This window comes from Streptococcus sp. 27098_8_86 (genome assembly GCF_041432595.1).
GTDB classification, from domain to species: Bacteria; Bacillota; Bacilli; order Lactobacillales; family Streptococcaceae; genus Streptococcus; species Streptococcus pneumoniae_F.
Genome location: NZ_JAPVZW010000005.1, coordinates 140,871 through 165,402, shown reverse-complemented (window position 1 = coordinate 165,402; position 24,532 = coordinate 140,871). Strand labels below are relative to the sequence as shown.

Annotated in this window: 18 protein-coding genes, 12 tRNA genes, 1 rRNA gene and 1 pseudogene; 31 read left to right on the top strand and 1 reads right to left on the bottom strand. The window is 40.9% G+C overall.

Annotated elements, in window-relative coordinates; translation table 11 throughout:
* Positions 1-40 precede the first annotated feature (40 nt).
* From rrf to pcp, 21 genes are all read left to right on the top strand, one after another.
* Positions 41-156 (top strand): 5S ribosomal RNA (rrf, locus tag O3616_RS06450).
* A 4-nt stretch (positions 157-160) separates the two neighbouring features.
* Positions 161-233 (top strand) — tRNA-Val (locus O3616_RS06445).
* A 5-nt stretch (positions 234-238) separates the two neighbouring features.
* A tRNA-Gly gene (locus O3616_RS06440) sits at positions 239-309 on the top strand.
* A gap of 34 nt (positions 310-343) precedes the next feature.
* A tRNA-Ile gene (locus O3616_RS06435) sits at positions 344-417 on the top strand.
* A gap of 8 nt (positions 418-425) precedes the next feature.
* A tRNA-Glu gene (locus O3616_RS06430) sits at positions 426-497 on the top strand.
* Between the two features lie 4 nt (positions 498-501).
* Positions 502-591, top strand: a tRNA-Ser gene (locus O3616_RS06425).
* 10 nt (positions 592-601) lie between these two features.
* Positions 602-675 (top strand) — tRNA-Met (locus O3616_RS06420).
* Positions 676-678: 3 nt separating this feature from the next.
* Positions 679-751: transfer RNA gene (locus tag O3616_RS06415), tRNA-Phe, on the top strand.
* A 12-nt stretch (positions 752-763) separates the two neighbouring features.
* Positions 764-844: transfer RNA gene (locus O3616_RS06410), tRNA-Tyr, on the top strand.
* 4 nt (positions 845-848) lie between these two features.
* A tRNA-Trp gene (locus tag O3616_RS06405) sits at positions 849-919 on the top strand.
* Positions 920-933: 14 nt separating this feature from the next.
* Positions 934-1,006, top strand: a tRNA-His gene (locus O3616_RS06400).
* 13 nt (positions 1,007-1,019) lie between these two features.
* Positions 1,020-1,091 (top strand) — tRNA-Gln (locus tag O3616_RS06395).
* Between the two features lie 9 nt (positions 1,092-1,100).
* A tRNA-Leu gene (locus tag O3616_RS06390) sits at positions 1,101-1,184 on the top strand.
* Between the two features lie 107 nt (positions 1,185-1,291).
* Entirely contained in the window at positions 1,292-2,569 is a 1,278-nt protein-coding gene (locus O3616_RS06385) for a gamma-glutamylcysteine synthetase (protein ID WP_371638407.1), read from the top strand.
* 75 nt (positions 2,570-2,644) lie between these two features.
* Entirely contained in the window at positions 2,645-4,129 is a 1,485-nt protein-coding gene (gene thrC, locus O3616_RS06380; RefSeq protein ID WP_061590007.1) for a threonine synthase, read from the top strand.
* A 60-nt stretch (positions 4,130-4,189) separates the two neighbouring features.
* Entirely contained in the window at positions 4,190-5,470 is a 1,281-nt protein-coding gene (locus tag O3616_RS06375; protein ID WP_371638406.1) for an MATE family efflux transporter, read from the top strand.
* Positions 5,471-5,473: 3 nt separating this feature from the next.
* A complete protein-coding gene (locus tag O3616_RS06370; RefSeq protein WP_371638405.1) occupies positions 5,474-6,100 on the top strand; it encodes an HAD family hydrolase in 627 nt (208 codons plus the stop codon).
* A gap of 159 nt (positions 6,101-6,259) precedes the next feature.
* Complete coding sequence (locus O3616_RS06365) at positions 6,260-7,462, top strand: LysM peptidoglycan-binding domain-containing protein (RefSeq protein WP_371638404.1); 1,203 nt, start codon at positions 6,260-6,262, stop codon at positions 7,460-7,462.
* Between the two features lie 355 nt (positions 7,463-7,817).
* Positions 7,818-8,243, top strand: a complete 426-nt coding sequence (locus O3616_RS06360; protein WP_042749953.1) for a MarR family winged helix-turn-helix transcriptional regulator — start codon at positions 7,818-7,820, stop codon at positions 8,241-8,243.
* Between the two features lie 10 nt (positions 8,244-8,253).
* Positions 8,254-8,616 (top strand): DUF1304 domain-containing protein, encoded by a 363-nt coding sequence (locus O3616_RS06355; RefSeq protein ID WP_269793177.1) that lies wholly within the window; start codon positions 8,254-8,256, stop codon positions 8,614-8,616.
* Between the two features lie 117 nt (positions 8,617-8,733).
* Complete coding sequence (gene pcp / locus O3616_RS06350; protein WP_269793176.1) at positions 8,734-9,378, top strand: pyroglutamyl-peptidase I; 645 nt, start codon at positions 8,734-8,736, stop codon at positions 9,376-9,378.
* Positions 9,379-9,403: 25 nt separating this feature from the next.
* On the opposite strand, the gene O3616_RS06345 is transcribed toward pcp, so the two are convergent.
* A complete protein-coding gene (locus O3616_RS06345) occupies positions 9,404-10,261 on the bottom strand; it encodes a DUF975 family protein (RefSeq protein ID WP_371638403.1) in 858 nt (285 codons plus the stop codon).
* A 116-nt stretch (positions 10,262-10,377) separates the two neighbouring features.
* Here O3616_RS06345 and tgt point away from each other — a divergent pair, with 116 nt between their 5' ends.
* The 10 genes and pseudogenes from tgt to O3616_RS06295 all read left to right on the top strand — a co-directional run bounded on the left by tgt (position 10,378) and on the right by O3616_RS06295 (position 24,266).
* Positions 10,378-11,520, top strand: a complete 1,143-nt coding sequence (gene tgt, locus O3616_RS06340; RefSeq protein ID WP_001285237.1) for a tRNA guanosine(34) transglycosylase Tgt — start codon at positions 10,378-10,380, stop codon at positions 11,518-11,520.
* A gap of 100 nt (positions 11,521-11,620) precedes the next feature.
* On the top strand, positions 11,621-13,438 hold the full coding sequence (locus O3616_RS06335; RefSeq protein ID WP_371638402.1) for an acyltransferase family protein: 1,818 nt from the start codon (positions 11,621-11,623) through the stop codon (positions 13,436-13,438).
* Positions 13,439-13,589: 151 nt separating this feature from the next.
* The gene (gene nagA / locus O3616_RS06330) at positions 13,590-14,741 is read left to right on the top strand and encodes an N-acetylglucosamine-6-phosphate deacetylase (RefSeq protein WP_125458117.1); all 1,152 of its coding nucleotides are present in this window, start codon (positions 13,590-13,592) and stop codon (positions 14,739-14,741) included.
* 331 nt (positions 14,742-15,072) lie between these two features.
* Entirely contained in the window at positions 15,073-19,464 is a 4,392-nt protein-coding gene (locus O3616_RS06325; protein ID WP_371638401.1) for a PolC-type DNA polymerase III, read from the top strand.
* A gap of 94 nt (positions 19,465-19,558) precedes the next feature.
* On the top strand, positions 19,559-21,604 hold the full coding sequence (locus O3616_RS06320) for a hypothetical protein (RefSeq protein ID WP_371638400.1): 2,046 nt from the start codon (positions 19,559-19,561) through the stop codon (positions 21,602-21,604).
* Positions 21,585-21,869, top strand: coding sequence for a hypothetical protein (locus O3616_RS06315; protein WP_371638399.1), 285 nt, complete (start codon positions 21,585-21,587; stop codon positions 21,867-21,869). Before O3616_RS06320 ends, O3616_RS06315 begins: the two co-directional genes overlap by 20 nt.
* Before the next feature lie 3 nt (positions 21,870-21,872).
* A pseudogene (locus O3616_RS06310) lies at positions 21,873-22,538 on the top strand (HNH endonuclease family protein); the annotation flags it as partial.
* 73 nt (positions 22,539-22,611) lie between these two features.
* A complete protein-coding gene (locus O3616_RS06305) occupies positions 22,612-22,764 on the top strand; it encodes a hypothetical protein (protein ID WP_000776626.1) in 153 nt (50 codons plus the stop codon).
* A 20-nt stretch (positions 22,765-22,784) separates the two neighbouring features.
* On the top strand, positions 22,785-24,026 hold the full coding sequence (locus tag O3616_RS06300) for an aminopeptidase (protein WP_371638398.1): 1,242 nt from the start codon (positions 22,785-22,787) through the stop codon (positions 24,024-24,026).
* Positions 24,027-24,035: 9 nt separating this feature from the next.
* The gene (locus O3616_RS06295; RefSeq protein WP_000901572.1) at positions 24,036-24,266 is read left to right on the top strand and encodes a GlsB/YeaQ/YmgE family stress response membrane protein; all 231 of its coding nucleotides are present in this window, start codon (positions 24,036-24,038) and stop codon (positions 24,264-24,266) included.
* The last annotated feature ends 266 nt before the right edge of the window (positions 24,267-24,532 follow it).

The following is a 24,532-nucleotide window of genomic DNA, read 5'->3' as shown; positions in this document are numbered from 1 at the left end:
TTTGAATAGATATTCAATTTTGAGTAGGTATTACTCAGAGTTAAGTGACGATAGCCTAGGAGATACACCTGTACCCATGCCGAACACAGAAGTTAAGCCCTAGAACGCCGGAAGTAGTTGGGGGTTGCCCCCTGTGAGATATGGAAGTCGCTTAGCTCTAGGGAGTTTAGCTCAGCTGGGAGAGCATCTGCCTTACAAGCAGAGGGTCAGCGGTTCGATCCCGTTAACTCCCATTTAAGCGGGTGTAGTTTAGTGGTAAAACTACAGCCTTCCAAGCTGTTGTCGCGAGTTCGATTCTCGTCACCCGCTTTGAACTTTGTTCAATTACCAAGTTTTTTAACTTGGGCGCGTAGCTCAGGTGGTTAGAGCGCACGCCTGATAAGCGTGAGGTCGGTGGTTCGAGTCCACTCGTGCCCATAAAGTTTGGTCCGTTGGTCAAGGGGTTAAGACACCGCCTTTTCACGGCGGTAACACGGGTTCGAATCCCGTACGGACTATTTTGGAGGATTACCCAAGTCCGGCTGAAGGGAACGGTCTTGAAAACCGTCAGGCGTGTAAAAGCGTGCGTGGGTTCGAATCCCACATCCTCCTTTTGTATTAACGCGGGATGGAGCAGCTCGGTAGCTCGTCGGGCTCATAACCCGAAGGTCGTAGGTTCAAATCCTGCTCCCGCAATAAGGCTCGGTAGCTCAGTTGGTAGAGCAATGGATTGAAGCTCCATGTGTCGGCGGTTCGATTCCGTCTCGCGCCATTTATATTTTTTGGAAGGGTAGCGAAGAGGCTAAACGCGGCGGACTGTAAATCCGCTCCTTCGGGTTCGGGGGTTCGAATCCCTCCCCTTCCATTTTACGGGCATAGTTTAAAGGTAGAACTAAGGTCTCCAAAACCTTCAGTGTGGGTTCAATTCCTACTGCCCGTGTTAATAGAATTATGGCGGGTGTGGTGAAGTGGTTAACACACCAGATTGTGGCTCTGGCATGCGTGGGTTCGATCCCCATCACTCGCCTATTTTATATTATTGGGGTATAGCCAAGCGGTAAGGCAAGGGACTTTGACTCCCTCATGCGTTGGTTCGAATCCAGCTACCCCAGTTACTATTTGCCGGCGTGGCGGAATTGGCAGACGCGCTGGACTCAAAATCCAGTGTCCGCAAGGACGTGCCGGTTCGACCCCGGCCGCCGGTATAGTATAGAGTTAAGGAACGTTGTAAATCTTCGTTCCTTTTTTATATTATTTTTGGTATAATAATAGTTATTCAAATTTTATTTAGATTATGAAAGTGTAGGGAAGTATGTCTCGTTCTATCGATTTATTAAAACATCGGTATTTGAAAAATATTAAAGAAAATCCTGAATTGTTTCTCGGGATTGAGCTGGAATATCCTATTGTAAACTTGGAAGGGAATGCTACAGATGTTGAAGTTATCAAATGCTTATTCCGATATTTAGTTTCTGCTATGAATTTTACTGTCGAAAAGGTAGATGATTTTGGGACTCCTATTCAGTTAGTGGATCCAGTAAGTCAGGATACTATTTTATTTGAAGTTTCCTATACTACGATTGAGTTTGCATTTGGTAAGGCTGAAACGATACAAGAGGTTGAAGAACGTTTTAGTATTTATATGAAAGTAATCCAGAAGAAGCTAGCTGAATCAAATCATGCTATTGTCGGCTGTGGTATTCATCCCAACTGGGATAAAAATGAGAATTGTCCAGTGGCTTTCCCACGGTATCGCATGCTGATGGACTATTTGAATTTGAGTAGAAATGTGACTAAATCAGACTTGCATCATTTCCCTGAATATGGTGCTTTTATCTGTGGGAGTCAGGTACAGTTGGATGTTTCAAAGTTTAACTACTTACGAGTGATTAATGCTTTTACCCAAATTGAAGCGGCTAAGGCTTATTTATTTGCCAATTCTGAGTTTTCAGGTGAGGATTGGGATACGAGAATTGCAAGGGATATTTTCTGGGAAGAATCGATGCATGGTATCTATCCAGAAAACGTCGGGGTCAATGCTAGACTCTTTAAAGATGAGGATGATTTTTTTGATTATCTAGATCATTCTGCAATTTTTACTGCGGAACGTGATGAACAAACCTATTATTTTTATCCGATTCAGGCGAGGGACTATTTGGCTACACCTGAAATTCAAGCATATGCACTTAATGGGGATGAGATTATTATTTATCCTCAAGAGAAGGATTTTGGAACACATCGTAGTTATCAGTATCAAGACTTAACGACTCGAGGAACAGTTGAGTTTCGTAGTGTGTGTACTCAACCTCTAGATAGAACCTTCGCTTCAGCAGCTTTTCACTTAGGATTGTTGGTTAATTTAGATAAGTTAGAAGCTTACTTAGAAGCAGCGCTTTTCTTTAAAGAATTTGGGAAAAATTATAAGTTTTTAAGACGACAATTTTCTAAGAAGAAGCTTACAGATGAGGAAGAAACTGCGATTATTGAAATTTCCAAAGACTTACTCCTGCTAGCCGAGGAAGGACTGGAGATGAGAAATAAGCAAGAAATGACCTACTTACAGCCTTTGAAAGAAGAATTGAGCCTATAATTTCTCTTGTAAAAGGAGAATTTTCTGAAAAATCATGATATAATGGATGAGACTATAGATAAAGGATAGAGAGTAATGACATTAGTTTATCAATCAACGCGTGATGCCAACAATACAGTAACTGCTAGCCAAGCTATTTTGCAAGGTTTGGCGACGGACGGTGGTTTATTTACACCGGTTACTTATCCAAAGGTAGATTTGGACTTTGACAAATTGAAAGATGCTTCTTATCAGGAAGTTGCTAAGATTGTTTTGTCAGCATTTTTAGATGACTTTACAGCTGAAGAGTTGGACTACTGTATCAACAATGCCTACGATAGCAAGTTTGATACTCCAGCTATCGCACCATTAGTGAAATTAGACGGGCAATATAACTTGGAACTTTTCCATGGTTCAACAATTGCTTTTAAGGATATGGCCTTGTCTATTTTGCCATACTTTATGACAACAGCTGCTAAGAAGGATGGTTTGGAGAACAAGATTGTCATCTTAACAGCGACATCTGGTGATACTGGGAAAGCTGCTATGGCAGGGTTTGCGGATGTACCTGGTACTGAGATTATCGTTTTTTATCCAAAGGATGGTGTCAGCAAGGTACAAGAGTTGCAAATGACCACTCAAACTGGTGACAATACTCATGTTATTGCTATTGATGGTAACTTTGACGATGCCCAAACTAGCGTCAAACATATGTTTAACGATGTAGCCCTTCGTGAGAAGTTGGCAGCCAACAAGTTGCAATTTTCATCAGCTAACTCTATGAACATTGGTCGTTTGGTGCCACAGATTGTTTATTATGTTTATGCCTATGCTCAGTTGGTCAAGACTGGTGAGATTGTGGCTGGTGATAAGGTCAACTTTACAGTACCAACAGGAAACTTTGGAAATATCTTGGCTGCCTTTTATGCTAAGCAAATTGGCCTACCAGTTGGCAAATTAATCTGTGCTTCAAATGATAACAATGTTTTGACAGACTTCTTCAAGACACGTGTTTACGATAAGAAACGTGAGTTTAAGGTAACAACTAGCCCATCTATGGATATCTTGGTATCTTCAAACTTGGAGCGTCTCATTTTCCATCTTTTGGGTAATGATGCGGTTAAAACAGCTGAACTCATGAATGCTTTGAATACACAAGGTCAATATGAGTTGACTAATTTTGATGCAGAGATTCTTGATCTCTTTGCGGCTGAATATGCTACTGAGGAGGAAACAGCGGCAGAAATCAAGCGTGTTTATGAGTCAGATTCTTATATCGAGGATCCACATACGGCGGTTGCCTCGGCAGTTTATAAGAAATACCAAGCGGCTACTGGCGATGCGACTAAGACGGTGATTGCTTCAACAGCTAGTCCATACAAGTTCCCAGTAGTTGCAGTAGAAGCTGTAACAGGGAAAGTTGGCTTGACTGACTTTGAAGCCTTGGCTCAATTACATGACATTTCAGGCGTTGCAGTGCCACCAGCAGTTGATGGGCTTGAAACAGCTCCTGTTCGTCATAAGACAACTGTTGCAGCAACAGACATGCAAGTAGCGGTTGAGGCTTATCTAGGACTTTAAGACAGAGGGAGTAAACTCGGTTGGGAAACCAACTGAGTTTCTTTTCATCAGGAGGAAGGATTGTTTAAGAAAAATAAAGACATTCTTAATATTGCCTTACCAGCTATGGGCGAAAACTTTTTGCAGATGCTCATGGGAATGGTGGATAGTTACTTGGTAGCCCACTTGGGCTTGATAGCTATTTCGGGTGTATCAGTAGCTGGCAATATTATCACGATTTACCAAGCGATTTTCATCGCTCTGGGAGCTGCTATTTCCAGTGTTATTTCAAAAAGTTTGGGGCAGAAGGATCAATCTATGCTAGCCTATCATGTGACTGAGGCGTTGAAGATTACCTTATTATTAAGTTTCCTTTTAGGATTTTTGTCCATCTTCGCTGGGAAAGAGATGATAGGACTTTTGGGGACGGCGAGAGATGTAGCTGAGAGTGGTGGACTCTATCTATCCTTGGTAGGCGGATCGATTGTTCTTTTGGGCTTGATGACCAGTCTGGGAGCCTTGATTCGTGCAACGCATAATCCACGTCTGCCTCTTTATGTCAGCCTCTTGTCAAATGCTTTGAATATTCTCTTTTCCAGTCTAGCTATTTTTGTACTGGATATGGGGATAGCGGGTGTTGCTTGGGGGACTATTCTGTCTCGTTTGGTTGGTCTTGTGATTTTGTGGTCGCAATTAAAGTTGCCTTTTGAGAAACCGACTTTTGGTTTAGATAAGGAACTATTGACCTTAGCGTTGCCAGCAGCTGGAGAGAGGCTCATGATGAGGGCTGGAGATGTCGTGATCATTGCCTTGGTTGTTTCTTTTGGAACGGAGGCGGTGGCTGGAAATGCAGTCGGAGAAGTCTTGACCCAGTTTAACTATATGCCTGCCTTTGGCGTCGCTACTGCAACGGTCATGCTGGTAGCTCGAGCAGTTGGAGAGGATAATTGGGAAAGAGTAGCTAATTTGAGCAAGCAAACCTTTTGGCTTTCTCTGCTTCTCATGTTGCCCTTGACGCTTAGTGTCTATGCCTTGGGTATACCACTAACTCATCTCTATACGACTGATTCTCTAGCGGTGGAGGCTAGTGTGCTAGTGACACTTTTTTCACTACTTGGTACTCCTATGACGATAGGAACAGTCATCTATACAGCAGTCTGGCAGGGTTTGGGCAATGCTCGGCTTCCCTTTTATGCGACAAGTATAGGAATGTGGTGTATCCGCATTGGAACAGGATATCTGATGGGGATTGTGCTTGGTTGGGGCTTGCCCGGTATTTGGGCCGGAACCCTTTTGGATAATGGTTTTCGTTGGTTATTTCTACGTTACCGTTACCAGCGTTATATGAGCTTGAAAGGATAGGAAATGCAAAAAACAGCTTTTATTTGGGATTTAGATGGGACTTTATTGGATTCTTACGAAGCGATTTTATCAGGAATTGAGGAAACTTTTGCTCAGTTTTCTATTCCTTATGATAAGGAGCAGGTGAGGGAGTTTATTCTCAAGTTTTCTGTGCAGGATTTACTTGTGCAGGTGGCAGAAGAGAGAAAGCTGGATGTGGAAATGCTAAATCAGGTGCGTGCCCAGAGTTTGGCTGAGAAGAATGCTCAGGTAGTTTTGATGCCAGGTGCGCGTGATGTGCTAGCTTGGGCAGAGGAATCAGGAATTCAGCAGTTTGTTTACACTCATAAGGGAGACAATGCTCGTACCATTCTCAGAGACTTGGGTTTGGAATCTTATTTTACAGAGATTTTAACCAGTCAGAGTGGTTTTGTGCGGAAGCCAAGTCCAGAAGCGGGTAACTATCTGTTAGGCAAGTATCAGTTGGATTCTGAGAAGACCTATTATATAGGGGATCGGACTCTGGATGTGGAATTTGCCCAGAATAGTGGGATTCAAAGTATCAACTTTTTAGAGTCGACTTATGAAGGAAATCATAGGATTCAAGGGTTAGCAGATATTCCTTATATTTTTGGGGATTGGGAACGATAAGATTGTGTCAGTTTTGTGACAGAGACCTAACAAACTATTTCAAGTAACCAAGTTTGTTACAAGGAATAGACAGTTCTGTTAAATAGGCCCGAGAGGGCTTTTTTTCTGCATTTTTTGTGTTATGATAGACAGGTACTCATTTGAAAGGAATAGGAAAGAATGAAGAAAAGAATATTATTAGCTTCAACAGTAGCCTTGTCATTTGCCCCAGTATTGGCAACTAAAGCAGAAGAAGTTCTTTGGACTGCACGTAGTGTTGAGCAAATCCAAAACGATTTGACTAAAACGGACAACAAAACAAGTTATACCGTTCAGTATGGTGATACCTTGAGCACCATTGCAGAAGCCTTGGGTGTAGATGTCACAGTTCTTGCGAATTTGAATAAAATCACGAATATGGACTTGATTTTCCCAGAAACTGTTTTGACAACGACTGTCAATGAAGCAGAAGAAATAACGGAAGTTGAAATCCAAACACCTCAAGCGGCTTCTAGTGAAGAAGTGACAACTGCGACAGCAGATTTGACAACCAATCAAGTGACGGTTGATGATCAAACTGTTCAGGTTGCAGACCTTTCTCAACCGATTGCAGAAGCGCCAAAAGAGGTAGAAAATACAAGTACAAAAGAAGTAGCAACAAATTCAGAAGTTGCAGAGACAGTTGCTACTGCAGAAGAAGTGGCACCATCTACAGAGACTTCTGTCTCAGAGGAGCAAACAGCCGAAACAAGTAGTGCAGTTGCAGAGGCAGCTCCTCAGGCAACGACTCCAGCTGATAAGCATGAAATACAAGCAAGCCCTCAAGCTGAATCAGTAGTGGAAGCAACTACAACGCCAGTAGAAGAAAAAGCAACCGAAACAACTACAACAAGTTCAGAAGAAGTAAAAGAAGCCTCATCAAATGAAGCTACAACAGCAGTTTCTACTTATCAACCAGAAGAGACGAAAACAACTTCAGCAACTTACGCAGCTCCAGCAGCTCCAGATTATGCTGGACTTGCGGTAGCGAAATCTGAAAATGCAGGTCTTCAACCACAAACAGCTGCCTTTAAAGAAGAGATTGCCAACTTGTTTGGCATCACATCCTTTAGTGGTTACCGTCCAGGAGATAGTGGAGATCACGGAAAAGGTTTGGCTATCGATTTTATGGTGCCAGAAAGCTCAGAACTAGGGGATAAGATTGCGGAATACGCTATTCAAAACATGGCCAGCCGTGGTATTAGTTACATTATTTGGAAACAACGTTTCTATGCTCCATTCGATAGCAAATATGGGCCAGCTAATACTTGGAACCCAATGCCAGATCGTGGTAGCGTGACAGAAAATCACTATGACCACGTTCATGTTTCAATGAATGGATAAACCAGACTTTGTAATATCATTTTGACGAATGAGATCTAGCTTTCATGATAGGAAGCGAGTCTCGTTCGTTTTTTCTTTGTCATACTCTTCGAAAATCTCTTCAAACCACGTCAGTTTCGCCTTGCCGTAGGTGTGGTTACTGACTTCGTCAGTTCTATCTGCAACCTCAAAACATTGTTTTGAGGTTGTGGATAGCCTTCTAGTTTGCTCTTTGATTTTCATTGAGTATCAATATGAATGGAAAATGGAAAGTTAGCATCTTGTAATAATTCAAGCAACATTCTTGCAATCTATTTTAATTTATATTATACTTGATTAGTCAATTATTGATGAATCAATCGAAAAGAGAAAAGAAATGATAGAGATTCAAGATCTGCTTTATCAACTCCGCTTGTCTGAGCAAGCGAGTACGCAATTGTTTGAAAAAAGACTTGGGATTAGTTTGACACGGTATCAGATTTTACTGTTTTTATTGGAGAATTCTCCCTGTAATCAAATGGCGGTTCAGGAGCGTTTGAAGATTGATCAGGCTGCTTTGACACGACATTTCAAGATTTTGGAAAAGGAAGGTTTGGTGGAGCGTCATCGTAATCCTGAAAATCAGCGGGAAGTGTTGGTAGAGGCTACGAAGTATGCCAAGGAGCAGTTAGTGGTGAATCCACCTCTGAATCATGTCAGGGTTAAGGAAGCGATGGAAAGTATCTTAACAGAGTCTGAGAGAACAGAACTCAGCCGTTTATTAAATAAATTGGTTTTGGGTATTGAAAATATAGAAATTTAAGGAGAAATAGATGTCAATTATTACAATCATTGTAACAACGATTGTTGCTTTGGAGCATTTTTACATTTTTTATTTGGAAAGTATTGCAACGCAATCAGATGCAACCAGTCGAGTATTTAACATGGACAAGGAAGAACTGGCTCGTCCGTCTGTAAGTTCATTGTTTAAAAATCAAGGGATTTATAATGCTCTGTTAGGAGTCTTTCTCTTGTATGGGATTTATTTCTCACAGAATTTAGAAATTGTGACTATTTTTGTTTTATTTGTGTTTGGTGCTGCGGCTTATGGCTCTCTCACAGCAGATAAGAAAATTATTTTGAAGCAAGGTGGACCAGCTATTTTGGCCTTGATTAGTATTTTTCTCTTTAAATAAACTTTAATGCCGGTCTGATCCTCTCTAGTCCTTTTCACTCCAGAATAAGGGAAATATGTTATACTTGTTTTATTGTCGGAAAAAGAGTTTCATGGAATTGGTTGTAAGGAGTTAGAAATGAAAGTATTAGTGACAGGTTTTGAGCCCTTTGGAGGGGAAAAGGTCAATCCAGCCTTGGAAGCCATTAAAGGTTTACCAGCTGAAATCCATGGTGCTGAGGTCCGTTGGCTAGAGGTGCCGACAGTTTTTCACAAATCGGCTCAAGTATTGGAAGAAGAAATGAGTCGTTATCAACCTGACTTTGTCCTTTGTATCGGCCAAGCAGGTGGAAGAACCAGCTTGACACCTGAGCGAGTGGCTATAAATCAAGACGATGCACGCATTCCTGATAACGAAGGTAATCAGCCGATTGACCTTCTCATTCGAGTGGATGGTGCTTCGGCTTACTTTAGTAGTTTGCCGATTAAAGCGATGGTTCAAGCTATAAAAAAAGAGGGCTTGCCGGCCTCTGTTTCCAATACGGCAGGGACTTTTGTCTGCAATCATTTGATGTATCAGGCCCTCTATTTGGCAGAAAAGAAATTTCCACATGTTAAGGCAGGTTTTATGCACATTCCTTATATGATGGAACAGGTGGTGAATCGACCGACCACTCCAGCTATGAGTTTAGTTGATATTAGGCGAGGGATAGAAGCGGCAATCGGAGCCATTATCGAACATGGAGATGAGGACCTCAAGTTGGTAGGTGGAGAAACTCATTGATAGAAAAAAGCTTGAGGGGCCACCTTCAAGCTTTTGGACGTTTTCGAGCCAGTACTGCTCGGTAAAAAATTATTTTATTGATTTGAATGTAGGGTAGGAGTGAGAAACTAGCAATCCCAAAGGTAATCCAATTGAGGAAATACCAAGGAAGGAGTTGTAAGTCTAGGACAAAGCGCTGAAATTTGTAACCTTTCATTAAGAAACGGCTGGTTTTAAGTATTTGCCCTGGTTTGGCTTGTCCTAAATCTAGAGTATCACAGAGGAGAAATTCTACCTGCGAATAGGCATAATATTGTGGGATATAGAGACTATTTCCGACAATCATCAAGAGGATACTTGCTAGAAAGTAGAGACCAAAGGTTATTAGGAAGCCTTCAGTTTCAATTGACGTAAGATCCAGATTGGGAAACTCAGGATGAAGGGCAACGAATTTCTTTGCAAGAAAGCTACTGTAAAAAAGGAAGTAAATCCCGAGTAAACTAGGAATGCTCCATAAGAAGAGATAGAAACGTTTGAGAAGTAGAGTCAAAAAGGTTTGTGAAAAGTGCTCTTCATTAAAGAGAGTCAGACTATTTTTGACGGATAGTTCTGTATCAGGATTCTTGATGAGTTTAAGTGTTGTGTAGACTGAACTGGTTAGAAGTATCGTCCCGATAAAGGAGACTAATAGTGGAAAAAGGTAAGCTTGGAATACATGACCAAGCACGCTTAAAAAGGGTTGCTCTAAAATAGACTCGTTGATACGCTCTAAGGGATTGAGGAAGCCAGACAAGATGACCAGCATGCTAGGTAAGAGATAGACGAGAAAGAGGCGGGGATTTTCAGATTGAAATTGTCTGGCCTGCAGACGAATGGTTTTTAAATCAATTTTTGGGTATTTCATTCTCTCATTATACCATAGTTCGTGACAGTTCCAGCTTTTTTTGATAAAATCATACAGTATGCCCTTGAGCACAAAGTATGAACTGGGACTGTCTTTCCCAGCTTCGGAGGTAAAAAATGTCAGATTCACCAATCAAATATCGTTTGATTAAGAAAGAAAAACACACAGGAGCTCGCCTGGGGGAAATCATCACTCCCCATGGTACCTTCCCAACACCTATGTTTATGCCAGTTGGGACACAAGCCACTGTCAAAACTCAGTCGCCTGAAGAATTGAAGGAGATGGGTTCGGGAATTATCCTGTCAAACACCTATCATCTCTGGCTTCGTCCTGGAGATGAACTCATCGCTCGCGCAGGTGGTCTCCACAAGTTCATGAATTGGGACCAGCCTATCTTGACAGATAGTGGTGGTTTCCAGGTTTATTCTCTAGCAGATAGCCGAAATATCACAGAAGAAGGAGTAACCTTTAAAAACCATCTCAATGGTTCTAAGATGTTCCTATCGCCAGAAAAAGCTATCTCTATTCAGAATAATCTAGGCTCAGATATCATGATGTCTTTTGACGAATGTCCCCAGTTTTATCAGCCTTATGACTACGTGAAGAAATCAATCGAGCGTACCAGTCGTTGGGCTGAGCGTGGTTTGAAGGCTCATCGTCGTCCGCATGACCAAGGATTATTTGGAATTGTGCAAGGGGCAGGATTTGAAGACCTGCGTCGCCAATCAGCTCATGACCTTGTCAGCATGGATTTCCCAGGTTATTCTATAGGTGGTTTGGCAGTGGGAGAAACCCACGAAGAGATGAATGCGGTTTTGGACTTTACAACCCAATTGTTGCCTGAAAACAAACCTCGCTATTTGATGGGTGTGGGAGCGCCAGATAGCTTGATTGATGGTGTGATTCGTGGGGTGGATATGTTTGACTGTGTCTTGCCGACTCGAATTGCTCGTAACGGAACTTGTATGACCAGTCAGGGACGTTTAGTTGTCAAAAATGCCCAGTTTGCTGAGGACTTTACGCCGTTGGATCCTGAGTGTGATTGCTACACATGTAAGAACTATACACGCGCTTATCTTCGTCACCTGCTCAAGGCTGATGAAACCTTCGGTATCCGCTTGACTAGCTACCACAATCTTTACTTCTTGCTTAACCTGATGAAGCAAGTGCGACAAGCCATCATGGATGACAATCTCTTGGAATTCCGTGAGTATTTTGTTGAAAAATATGGCTATAATAAGTCAGGCCGTAATTTTTAAACTGGAATTGATATAAGCTAAAAATCCTAAGTTTTCTCTTGGGATTTTTCTTCTTTTTTTGATAGAATAAAGTGTATAATGAAAGGGAGAATAAACTCGTATGCGCATTAAATGGTTTTCCTTGATTAGGATTACAGGTTTACTACTGGTACTCTTGTATCATTTCTTTCAGACGATCTTTCCTGGAGGATTTTTCGGGGTAGATGTCTTTTTCACGTTTTCAGGCTTCCTGATTACGGCTCTACTCATCGAAGAATTTTCTAAAAATCATGAGATTGACTTGATAGGATTTTTTAGGAGACGCTTTTATCGGATTGTGCCACCTGTGGTTTTGATGGTCTTGGTAACCATGCCCTTTACTTTTCTAGTTCGCCAAGATTATGTGGCTGGAATTGGGGGTCAGATTGCGGGTGTTTTAGGCTTCATGACCAACTTCTATGAGCTCCTAACAGGTGGGAGTTATGAATCTCAGTTCATTCCACATTTGTTTGTTCATAATTGGAGCTTGGCTGTTGAGGTTCACTACTATATCCTCTGGGGATTGGCAGTTTGGTTCTTATCTAAACAGTCCAGATCAAATGGTCAGTTGAGAGGAATGGTCTTTCTCTTATCTGCTGCTGCCTTCTTGATCAGCTTCTTCTCCATGTTTATCGGTAGTTTTCTAGTAACCTCTTATTCTTCTGTTTACTTCTCTAGTTTAACTCATGTCTATCCATTCTTTTTGGGAAGTATCTTAGCAACGATTGTAGGCGTTCGTCAGACGACTTCCCTAGTTAAGCAGTTGGATAAAATATGGGATTTACGAAAGACCCTTTTAGTTTTTGGAGGAGGTTTTGGCTTCCTACTCATTTTGACTTTCTTTGTCAAATTTACCTATCTCTTTGCCTATCTTATGGGCTTCTTGCTTGCCAGCCTTGCAACCATTGCTATGATTCTGGCGGCGCGTGTCTTACATGAAAAGACTCCTAACGTGCAGGAGCCAAAGATGATCAGCTTTTTAGCGGATACTAGCTATGCGGTTTATCTTTTCCATTGGCCTTTCTACATTATTTTCTCACAGTTGACATCAAATCTTCTTGCTGTGTTATTAACTTTGATTTTTTCTTATGGATTTGCCAGCCTATCATTTTATGTACTGGAACCTTGGATTGCAGGAAAGGACACATCTATTCTACAAACTCTTCGTCCCCTGCCTCATATTCACGCAATCCTTGCAGCAAGTACTGGAATTTTGGCCTTCATTGTCTTCTTAGTAACTCTGTTGGCACCACAAGTGGGAGCTTTTGAGACAGACTTAACTGTCAATGGCTTGAAGCAAGCTGCAACAAATATTAACCAGACCAAGGTAATGACAGAACGAGCAGAAGCTGATAGTTTAGGAATTGCTGATGGTACTATGTTAATTGGTGATTCGGTAGCACTAAGAGCTAATACAGCCTTGCAGACAGCCCTTCCAGGGGCACAGATTAATGCACAAGTCAGCAGAACAACCAAGACCGCCAACGAAATCATGCTCAATAATAGCCAGAATAAATTTCTACCAAAGATGGTGGTTATTGCAACTGGGGTAAATAATCCTGAAAATTACAAGGAAGATTGGGATAGTATCGTGAAAAATCTTCCTAAGGGGCACCATATGGTTTTGGTGACTCCTTATGAGGGGGATAAGACAAAAGAGACTTACGCAATCGTTGAGAAAGAGGCTGCCTATATGAGAGAATTGGCAGAGAAGACTCCTTACGTCACGATAGCAGATTGGAATCAAGTTGCGAAAGAGCATCCAGAAATTTGGACTGGAACAGACCAAGTCCATTTTGGAAGTGACAACAGTAAAATTGAAGCAGGAGCAAAATTGTATGCAGATACCATTGCTACAGCCTTGCAAACAGCTCAAGACAAGCCAGTTAAATCAAAATAACTTGTATTAAAAAGAGAAGAGTTGGAGAAATCCAGCTCTTTTAAAATATCTCTAGAAAATAGGTCTATACCATTTACAAATAAAAAAGAAAGGTTTATAATGTAATTGACATAATAAATTGTGGAATCAATCTTTTAAGGAGGTTAACATTATGCCTAACTATATTAAAGCAGATCAGTTTTTCTACCCACACGGAGTGCGTCGTGGTGGTTACTTGGAACTTGTGGACGGCAAGTTTGGAAAACATGTCGAGCAGATTCCTGAGGGGGCTGAGATTATTGACTATACAGGTTATAGCATTGCTCCAGGACTTGTAGATACCCACATTCATGGATTTGGCGGTGTGGATGTTATGGATAATAATATCGAAGGAACCCTTCATACCATGAGTGAAGGACTCCTCAGCATGGGGGTAACGAGCTTCTTGCCAACCACTTTGACATCATCTTATGAGCAATTGCTTGCGGTAACAGAAAATATTGGTGCTCGTTACCAGGAAGCAAGTGGAGCCAAGATTCGTGGGATTTATTTTGAAGGGCCTTATTTCACAGAGAAATACAAGGGCGCTCAAAACCCTGCCTACATGAAAGATCCTCGTATGGATGAGTTTCGTGCTTGGCAAAAAGCAGCAAATGGCCTGCTAAACAAAATTGCCCTTGCGCCAGAACGTGAAGGTGTAGAAGACTTTGTTCGTACGGTTACAGGCGAAGGCGTGACGGTTGCTCTTGGGCACTCAAACGCGACTTTTGATGAAGCTAAAAAAGCAGTCGATGCTGGAGCGAGTGTTTGGGTACACGCCTACAATGGCATGCGTGGCTTGACTCACCGCGAACTGGGTATGGTTGGAGCCATGTACCAATTGCCACATACCTATGCAGAGTTGATCTGTGACGGCCATCACGTAGATCCAAAAGCCTGCGAAATTCTTATCAAACAAAAAGGAACTGAAAATATTGCCCTTATCACAGACTGTATGACAGCGGGTGGATTGGAAGACGGCGACTACATGTTGGGAGAATTCCCAGTTGTCGTTGCAAATGGAACTGCTCGTCTCAAATCTACAGGTAACTTGGCGGGTTCTATTCTCAAACTCAAAGACGGTTTGAAGAATGTGGTTGACTGGAACATTGCCTCTCCACACGAAGCAGTTATGATGGCAAGCTTCAACCCAGCTAAATCCGTTCATATTGACGATGTCTGTGGTCAAATCCGTGAAGGCTATGACGCGGACTTTATCGTACTAGATAAAGATTTAGAATTGGTAGCAACCTATCTAGATGGCGTGAAACGTTATCAAGCATAAGAGAGAAAGCAGGAGTTAAAGACTGAGTTCTTTTCAGGTTTTATAAAGAATAAATTGCACCCCAAAAGTTAGATTTTTTCCGCCTAACTTTCGGGGTGTTTTCGTTATGTGTAAAACAGAGCTATATTCTCTGGATAAATTATTTATCTAACTTTTTTGGGGAGGGAGTACTGTTTGGAAGATTTTTTAATTTCCCTAGGTAAATATCCTTAAATGAGGAGTAAGGATATACATAAGAAAATTCTTTGTTGTCTTGAAGTGGCTTCCTTTTGTCTTTAGAAAACACCTCTAAGTATGGTAAAATAGTAGGAGAATAATGTGAGGAAAATGAATGTCAAATAGTTTTGAAATTTTGATGAATCAACTGGGGATGCCTACTGAAATGAGACAGGCTCCTGCTTTAGCACAGGCTGATATTGAGCGAGTTGTGCTTCATAAAATTAGTAAGGTATGGGAGTTTCATTTTGTATTTTCTAATATTTTACCGATTGAAATCTTTTTAGAAATAAAGAAAGGTTTGAGTGAAGAATTTTCTAAGACAGGCAATAAAGCTGTTTTCGAAATCAAGGCTCTGTCTCAAGAATTTTCAAATCAACTCTTGCAGTCCTACTATAGGGAGGCTTTTTCTGAGGGGCCATGTGCTAGTCAAGGTTTTAAGTCTCTTTATCAAAATTTGCAAGTTCGTGCTGAGGGCAACCAACTCTTTATTGAAGGCTCTGAGGCGATTGATAAGGAACATTTTAAGAAGAATCATTTTCCTAATTTAGCCAAACAACTTGAAAAATTTGGTTTTCCTACTTTTAACTGTCAAGTAGAGAAAAATGATGTGCTGACCCAAGAGCAGGAAGAAGCCTTTCATGCTGAAAATGAGCAGATTGTTCAAGCGGCCAATGAGGAAGCGCTCCGTGCTATGGAGCAACTGGAACAGATGGCACCTCCTCCAGCGGAAGAGAAACCAGCCTTTGATTTTCAGGCCAAAAAGGCTGCGGCTAAACCCAAGCTGGACAAGGCGGAGATTACTCCTATGATCGAAGTGACGACGGAGGAAAATCGTCTGGTCTTTGAAGGGGTTGTTTTTGATGTGGAGCAAAAAGTGACTAGAACAGGGCGTGTTTTGATCAACTTTAAAATGACGGACTACACTTCCAGTTTTTCGATGCAAAAGTGGGTCAAGAATGAGGAAGAGGCCCAGAAGTTTGATCTAATCAAGAAAAATTCTTGGCTCCGAGTGCGTGGGAATGTGGAGATGAATAACTTCACACGCGATTTGACTATGAATGTGCAGGATGTGCAGGAAGTTGTTCACTATGAGCGGAAGGATTTGATGCCAGAAGGTGAGCGTCGGGTTGAGTTTCATGCTCATACTAATATGTCGACCATGGATTCTCTACCAGAGGTTGAAGAAATCGTTGCGACAGCTGCTAAGTGGGGTCACAAGGCTGTTGCCATCACGGACCACGGGAATGTCCAGTCCTTCCCACACGGCTATAAGGCGGCTAAGAAAGCGGGGATCCAGCTGATCTATGGTATGGAAGCCAATATCGTGGAGGACCGCGTTCCTATCGTTTATAACGAAGTGGAGATGGACTTGTCAGAAGCAACCTATGTGGTCTTTGACGTGGAAACGACGGGTCTATCAGCTATCTACAATGACTTAATTCAGGTTGCGGCCTCTAAGATGTATAAGGGGAATGTCATTGCTGAATTTGATGAATTTATCAATCCTGGGCATCCCTTGTCAGCTTTTACTACTGAGTTGACTGGAATTACAGATGACCATGTCAAAAATGCCAAACCACTAGAACAAGTTTTGCAAGAATTCCAAGAATTCTGCAAGGATACGGTCCTAGTTGCCCATAATGCGACCTTTGACGTTGGCTTTATGAATGCCAATTATGAGCGTCATGGTCTGCCAAAGATTAGTCAGCCAGTTATTGATACGCTGGAGTTTGCTAGAAACCTCTATCCTGAGTACAAACGTCATGGTTTGGGACCTTTGACCAAGCGCTTTGGTGTGGCTCTAGAACATCACCACATGGCCAACTACGATGCGGAAGCTACAGGTCGCCTGCTTTTCATCTTTATCAAAGAGGTAGCAGAAAAACATGGTGTGACCGATTTAGCTAGACTCAACATTGATTTGATTAGTCCAGATTCTTATAAAAAAGCTCGGATCAAGCATGCGACTATCTATGTCAAGAATCAGGTAGGTCTAAAAAATATCTTTAAACTGGTTTCTTTGTCTAATACCAAGTACTTTGAAGGAGTGCCACGGATTCCAAGAACGGTTCTAGATGCCCATCGGGAAGGTTTGATTTTAGGTTCGGCTTGCTCTGAAGGTGAAGTTTTTGATGCAGTCGTTTCCCAAGGTGTGGATGCGGCGGTTGAGGTGGCCAAGTATTACGACTTTATTGAGATCATGCCACCAGCTATCTATGCTCCATTGATTGCTAAGGAACAGGTCAAGGATATGGAGGAACTCCAGACCATTATCAAAAGTTTGATAGAAGTTGGAGACCGTCTTGGTAAGCCCGTTCTGGCTACGGGAAATGTCCACTATATCGAACCGGAAGAAGAGATTTATCGTGAAATTATTGTCCGTAGTTTGGGACAGGGAGCGATGATTAACCGAACTATCGGTCATGGAGAACATGCCCAACCGGCACCACTTCCAAAGGCTCATTTTCGAACGACCAATGAGATGTTGGATGAATTTGCCTTCTTGGGAGAGGAACTGGCACGCAAACTAGTTATTGAAAATCCCAATGCTTTGGCAGATATCTTTGAACCTGTTGAGGTTGTTAAGGGGGACTTGTATACGCCTTTCATCGACAAGGCTGAAGAAACAGTTGCCGAGTTGACCTATAAGAAGGCTTTTGAGATTTATGGAAATCCGCTGCCAGATATCGTTGATTTGCGGATTGAAAAAGAACTAACCTCTATTCTGGGGAATGGATTTGCTGTGATTTATCTGGCTTCCCAGATGCTGGTACAACGTTCCAATGAACGGGGCTACTTGGTTGGTTCTCGTGGGTCTGTCGGATCTAGTTTCGTTGCGACCATGATTGGGATTACGGAGGTCAATCCTCTCTCTCCTCACTATGTCTGTGGTCAGTGTCAGTACAGTGAGTTTATCACTGATGGTTCTTACGGTTCAGGTTTTGATATGCCCAATAAGGACTGTCCTAAATGTGGTCACAAACTCAGCAAAAATGGGCAAGATATTCCTTTCGAGACTTTCCTTGGTTTTGATGGAGACAAGGTGCCCGATATTGACTTGAACTTCTCGGGAGAAGACCAGCCTAGTGCTCACTTGGATGTGCGTGATATCTTTGGTGAGGAATACGCCTTCCGTGCAGGAACGGTTGGTACGGTGGCTGCCAAGACCGCTTATGGATTTGTCAAGGGTTACGAGCGAGATTATGGGAAGTTTTATCGTGACGCAGAGGTGGAACGCCTTGCTCAAGGTGCAGCTGGTGTCAAGCGGACAACAGGACAACACCCGGGGGGAATCGTTGTTATTCCTAACTATATGGATGTTTACGACTTTACGCCTGTCCAGTATCCAGCAGATGACGTGACGGCTGAATGGCAGACCACTCACTTTAACTTCCACGATATCGATGAGAACGTCCTCAAACTTGATGTACTGGGACATGATGATCCGACCATGATTCGAAAACTCCAGGACTTGTCTGGTATTGATCCTAATGAAATTCCTATGGATGATGAAGGCGTGATGGCACTCTTTTCAGGGACTGAAGTACTTGGGGTGACTCCTGAGCAAATTGGTACGCCGACGGGGATGTTGGGGATTCCAGAATTTGGAACCAACTTTGTACGTGGGATGGTAGATGAGACGCATCCGACGACTTTTGCGGAGTTGCTGCAGTTGTCAGGGTTGTCCCACGGTACCGACGTTTGGTTGGGAAATGCCCAGGATTTGATCAAGCAAGGAATTGCGGACCTATCAACCGTTATTGGTTGTCGGGACGATATCATGGTTTACCTCATGCATGCGGGTCTCGAGCCTAAGATGGCCTTTACCATCATGGAACGAGTACGTAAGGGCTTGTGGTTGAAGATTTCCGAAGAGGAGCGAAATGGCTACATCGAAGCTATGAAAGCCAATAAGGTGCCAGAGTGGTATATCGAGTCCTGTGGAAAAATCAAGTATATGTTCCCTAAAGCCCATGCAGCAGCCTATGTTATGATGGCCTTGCGTGTAGCTTACTTCAAGGTTCACCATCCGATTTATTACTACTGTGCTTACTTCTCAATCCGTGCTAAGGCTTTTGATATCAAGACTATGGGGGCGGGCTTGGATGCTATCAAGCGCAGAATGGCAGAAATTGCTGAAAAACGGAAGAACAATGAAGCCTCTAATGTGGAAATTGATCTTTATACAACTCTTGAGATTGTCAATGAGATGTGGGAGCGTGGTTTCAAGTTTGGAAAACTGGACCTCTATCGCAGTGATGCGATCGAATTCCTCATCGATGGGGACACTCTCATCCCACCGTTTGTAGCAATGGATGGTCTGGGAGAGAACGTTGCTAAGCAGTTGGTGCGAGCGCGCCAAGAGGGAGAATTTCTCTCTAAAACAGAACTCCGCAAGCGTGGCGGACTGTCATCTACCTTGGTTGAAAAGATGGATGAAATGGGGATTCTCGGCAATATGCCAGAGGATAATCAGTTGAGTTTGTTTGATGAGTTGTTTTAAAAAAATTCAAAAAAGTTAAAAGATGAATGAATTTTTTGATTAAACTGAGAAAAACTTAACAGTAGATTATTTATAGAAACAGGAGTACGGATTTATGGTTCAAAAAATTGACTTCCATCTTCATACTATTGCAAGCATAAAAGATTCTGAATTCATATTTTCATTAGATTGGTTGAGAAATTATGTTGAGGAAATGGAATTAGATGCGATAGCAATAACAAATCATGACTTATTTGATAAAGAAAATTTTGAAGAAATTACAGTAGCCTTAGACAAGGTTAAAGTTTACCCTGGAATTGAGCTTACCTTAGATGTTGGACATGTAAATATAATCTTTCCTATAGACTGCATTGATGAACTATTAACTTTTTCAGATTGGTTATCTCAGATTCATCAGACCCAGTCGGATAGTATAACTTGTGAACAGTTATGTGACAAATTACCTTGTTGGGAAAAAGGTATTTACATATTTGAACTTGGGAAGAGCAAAGGAATAAAAAAAGTACCAGACGTATTAAGTAGTGTTGTGCATGTTGGTGGTGTGCCTAACCAACTAAGATTTAATATTGCTCATAATAACCCTGACAGTTTAGTTCCTTGTCTATTTAGTGACGCTCACGCTACAGATAATGATACAGATAACCGAAATGATATTCAAAAATTGCGAAACAAACAAACCTATCTACAGATTGATTCATGTGAGTGGGAAGATATAAAAAGATGTTTGTATGATAGGAATAAAGTAAGCATAAATAAGGACAACCTTCAGGATGTTATTAACATTAACGGAGTAAATATTTCTTCAGGGCTTAACTTAGTAGTAGGAAAACGTGGAACTGGAAAAACCCATTTTTTGAATAAGATAAAAGAAGAGTACAGCGAAGATGAGTACTATGAAATAAAGCAATTTGAAACTGCTCGAGCTGATGAATATATTGAGAAACAAAGAAAAGAACAAGGTTTATCAGCTCTACATTCTTGGCAAGGAAAATACAAAAATCAATTTTTAAAGATTAAAAATTATTTAAATAATAACGAAACTGAACAAGAAAATATTGAATGCTTTTTGAACGATGTCAAAAGATTTGCTAATGAAATGGCTAGGAGTGAATCAAGTCAAAAATATTTACTATTTAAGGAGACTGAATTTGAATTTTCCAGCATAGAGTATATAGAAACTGCACTTTCAAATATTAAAGGAGTTATTGAAAAAGATGAAATATGGAAACTGTTGTCAAATAGTGTTCAAAAGAAAAATAATTTTGTTGATGTTTATTTAGAACTTAGAAACTTATACATAGAATTTAGAAAGGATAATGAGATTAAGAAAAAAGTTAATAAAATAATGACAGAGGTTAAATCTACTGTTACAGCCCGAACAGGAATTTCAAATGTTCAAGAATGTAGTATTAACAAAATAATTCACAGACAACAATTGGAGAAAAAAATCAATGAATTTTTAAATAGTATTGTCACTAAGAGTCCACAAAAAAACGAACGTCTACATGGCTATCAAATACAAGTTAATTTAGTTCCGTATGAATCTGCTAGTCAGTTTCAAAAAGAAATTGGAACGAAAGAAGCTGTCAATAATGATTTAATGGAAGCTTATAAAAACAAAGATTTTATTACTTTTTTAAATAATTTGAAGCGTAAAAACTTTTACAATGAAGCAAATTTCGCAGAATATTTAGTTCGTAAAGAAGTTAAACTTCTTGACTCAGATGGAGTCCCTGCTTCAGGTGGCCAAGCTGTAGGGTTCGCCTTGATGTTGAGATTAAATGAAGCTAAAAATAAGCCGATTATACTAATAGATGAGCCAGAATCCTCTCTGGATAATGCTTATATAAAAAGTGAGTTGAATACTGAATTAAAACAACTTGCGAGAAATAGCATGGTTGTAGTCATAACACATAATTCTACATTAGGAACACTACTAGAGCCAGATTATTTGATTGTAACTTCAAAAGACAATAACGGAAATTATTCTATTATGTCAGGGGAATTCAGTTCTAGTAAAATAAAAGATTCTATAAATGGTCTTGAAGAAAAAAGTCATGATAAATTTATTGAAGCGATGGAGTCTGGGATAGATTCTTACACTAAGAAGGGAGAAATATATGCAAATCTTAATAGTTGATACAGAGTGTCATTTTTTGATAGATAATAATAGGATAAAACCTGAAGACCTATCTAAGGACCATTTATTAAAATTGTTCAATGAAATTTATCAATTAGAAGACATTAATGTAATACAAATTCCTCAAGAAGATGAGATTAATAACATCAAAAATCCCGTAGAAAAAGAAATTGTTAATCAAATTATCCAAAAAGTAATAGAATTTGTTAATAACCTAGGACAAATAAAGCAAGATATAGAGTCATCATTTCCATGCCTTGATTAAAAAGATACATTTTCAGATTCGGAAATTAACCAAAACATTATCCTCCTTCAATCCATGTTTGCTGTGACCTTTACAGCCAATCGAGATAGTCGTTGGTTATATGAAATCTTGCAATTCTTGTTTAACCATATTGAAGAGTTAAATCAAACAGAATTTGCTAATCAGTTTAAGGATTTTCTGGAAAAAATGGCAGTAAGATATGCTAAGGAAAGATTGTTTACCGAAGATAAAAGTATCAAAAAATATGGGGCAATTCCTGTTTACGCTTTTAACTTTGTTGATTATGTTTTGTGGAAAAATCGTGAAGAATTGAAGAAAGATTACGATATTGAGTTTAAAGATTTTAAATTTGCTTATCGTCGCTCCATAGAGCATTGGTATCCTCAGAATCCAAATGGACATGATGGAGAGAGCCAATTACCTGCTGAGTTTTTACATTCCTTTGGCAATCTTTGTATCATTACCGATAGTCAGAACTCCAGGTTTGGCAACTCCTATCCAGAGGCTAAATTAGAACAATGGGAAAGAGAAGGGATATTCCATCGTCAGAGTTTAAAATTACAGATGATGGCAAAGATAACTTCTAAAAAAAATAGATGGGATATTGGTGAGATTCAATCTATGGAAAAAGAAGTGGAAAGGTATGTACAAAATTTTTGTAATAGCTAATTAAAACAAGCTTCAGTAAGCTTGTTTTTTAAAATACCAATATATGTGATATACTAGTAAGGGAGGATATTTCATGAAACTAAGAATTTTTGCGGAAGATAAGCCGGCTGAGAAGGTATTTGAATATCAATTAGAACTTGCTGATCAGACAATTCTTCTATCAACAGCACTCTTGTCAGGTGCTATTGCTTTAGCAGGATTATTCTCTGCTTTGAAAGAAAAATAAAAATAGAAAGAGAAAACAACATGGTTTTACCAAATTTTAAAGAAAATCTAGAAAAATATGCGAAATTATTGGTTGCGAACGGAATCAACGTGCAACCTGGTCACACTTTGGCTCTCTCTATCGATGTGGAGCAACGTGAGTTGGCTCACTTAATTGTCAAAGAAGCTTATGCATTGGGTGCGCATGAGGTTATCGTTCAGTGGACAGATGATGTCATTAACCGTGAGAAATTCCTCCATGCGCCAATGGAGCGTCTGGACAATGTGCCAGAATACAAGATTGCTGAGATGAACTATCTCTTGGAAAATAATGCTAGCCGTCTTGGGGTTCGTTCATCTGATCCAGGTGCCTTGAACGGAGTGGATGCTGAAAAGATTTCAGCTTCTGCTAAAGCTATGGGACTTGCCATGAAGCCAATGCGCATCGCAACGCAATCTAACAAGGTTAGTTGGACTGTAGCAGCCGCTGCTGGACTTGAGTGGGCTAAGAAAGTCTTTCCAAATGCTGCGAGCGATGAAGAAGCAGTAGATTTCCTTTGGGACCAAATCTTCAAAACTTGCCGTGTCTATGAAGAAGATCCTGTTAAGGCTTGGGAAGAGCATGCAGCTATCCTCAAGAGCAAGGCTGATATGCTTAATAAAGAGCAATTTTCAGCCCTTCACTACACAGCGCCAGGAACAGATTTGACACTTGGATTGCCAAAGAACCACGTTTGGGAATCAGCTGGTGCTATCAATGCACAGGGCGAAGGATTCTTGCCAAATATGCCGACTGAGGAAGTCTTCACAGCGCCTGACTTCCGTCGTGCAGATGGTTATGTAACCTCTACAAAACCGCTTAGCTATAACGGAAATATCATTGAAGGTATTAAGGTAACCTTTAAGGATGGACAAATCGTAGATATCACTGCTGAGAAGGGTGATCAGGTCATGAAAGACCTTGTCTTTGAAAATGCGGGTGCGCGTGCCTTGGGTGAATGTGCCTTGGTACCAGATCCAAGCCCAATTTCTCAGTCAGGCATTACCTTCTTTAACACCCTTTTCGATGAGAATGCTTCAAACCACTTGGCTATCGGTGCAGCCTATGCGACTAGCGTCGTTGGTGGAGCAGAGATGAGCGAAGAGGAACTTGAAGCTGCAGGGCTTAACCGTTCAGATGTTCACGTGGACTTTATGATTGGGTCTAGTCAAATGGATATCGATGGTATCCGTGAGGATGGGACACGTGTACCACTCTTCCGTAACGGAGATTGGGCAAATTAAGGAGATAATATGTTAGGAAGTATGTTCGTTGGTCTCCTAGTGGGATTTTTAGCAGGTACTCTGACCAATCGTGGAGAACGCATGGGATGTTTTGGAAAAATGTTTCTAGGCTGGATTGGTGCTTTTATAGGCCACTTGCTTTTTGGAACTTGGGGACCGATAATAGCAGGAACTGCTATTATTCCGGCAGTACTAGGTTCCATGATTGTCTTAGCGATTTTCTGGAGACGAGGAAGTTAATTTCTTAAATCTGATACTCAATGAAAATCAAAGAGCAAACTAGGAAACTAGCCCCAGGTTGCTCAAAGCACTGCTTTGAGGTTGTAGATAGAACTGACGAAGTCAGCTCAAAACACTGTTTTGAGGTTGCAGATAGAACTGACGAAGTCAGTAACATCTATACGGCAAGGTGACGTTGACGCGGTTTGAAGAGATTTTTGAAGAGTATGAAACGAAAAGGAGGTTGGTCATTGTACCAGCCTCCTTTTGAGTATGATATAATAGTT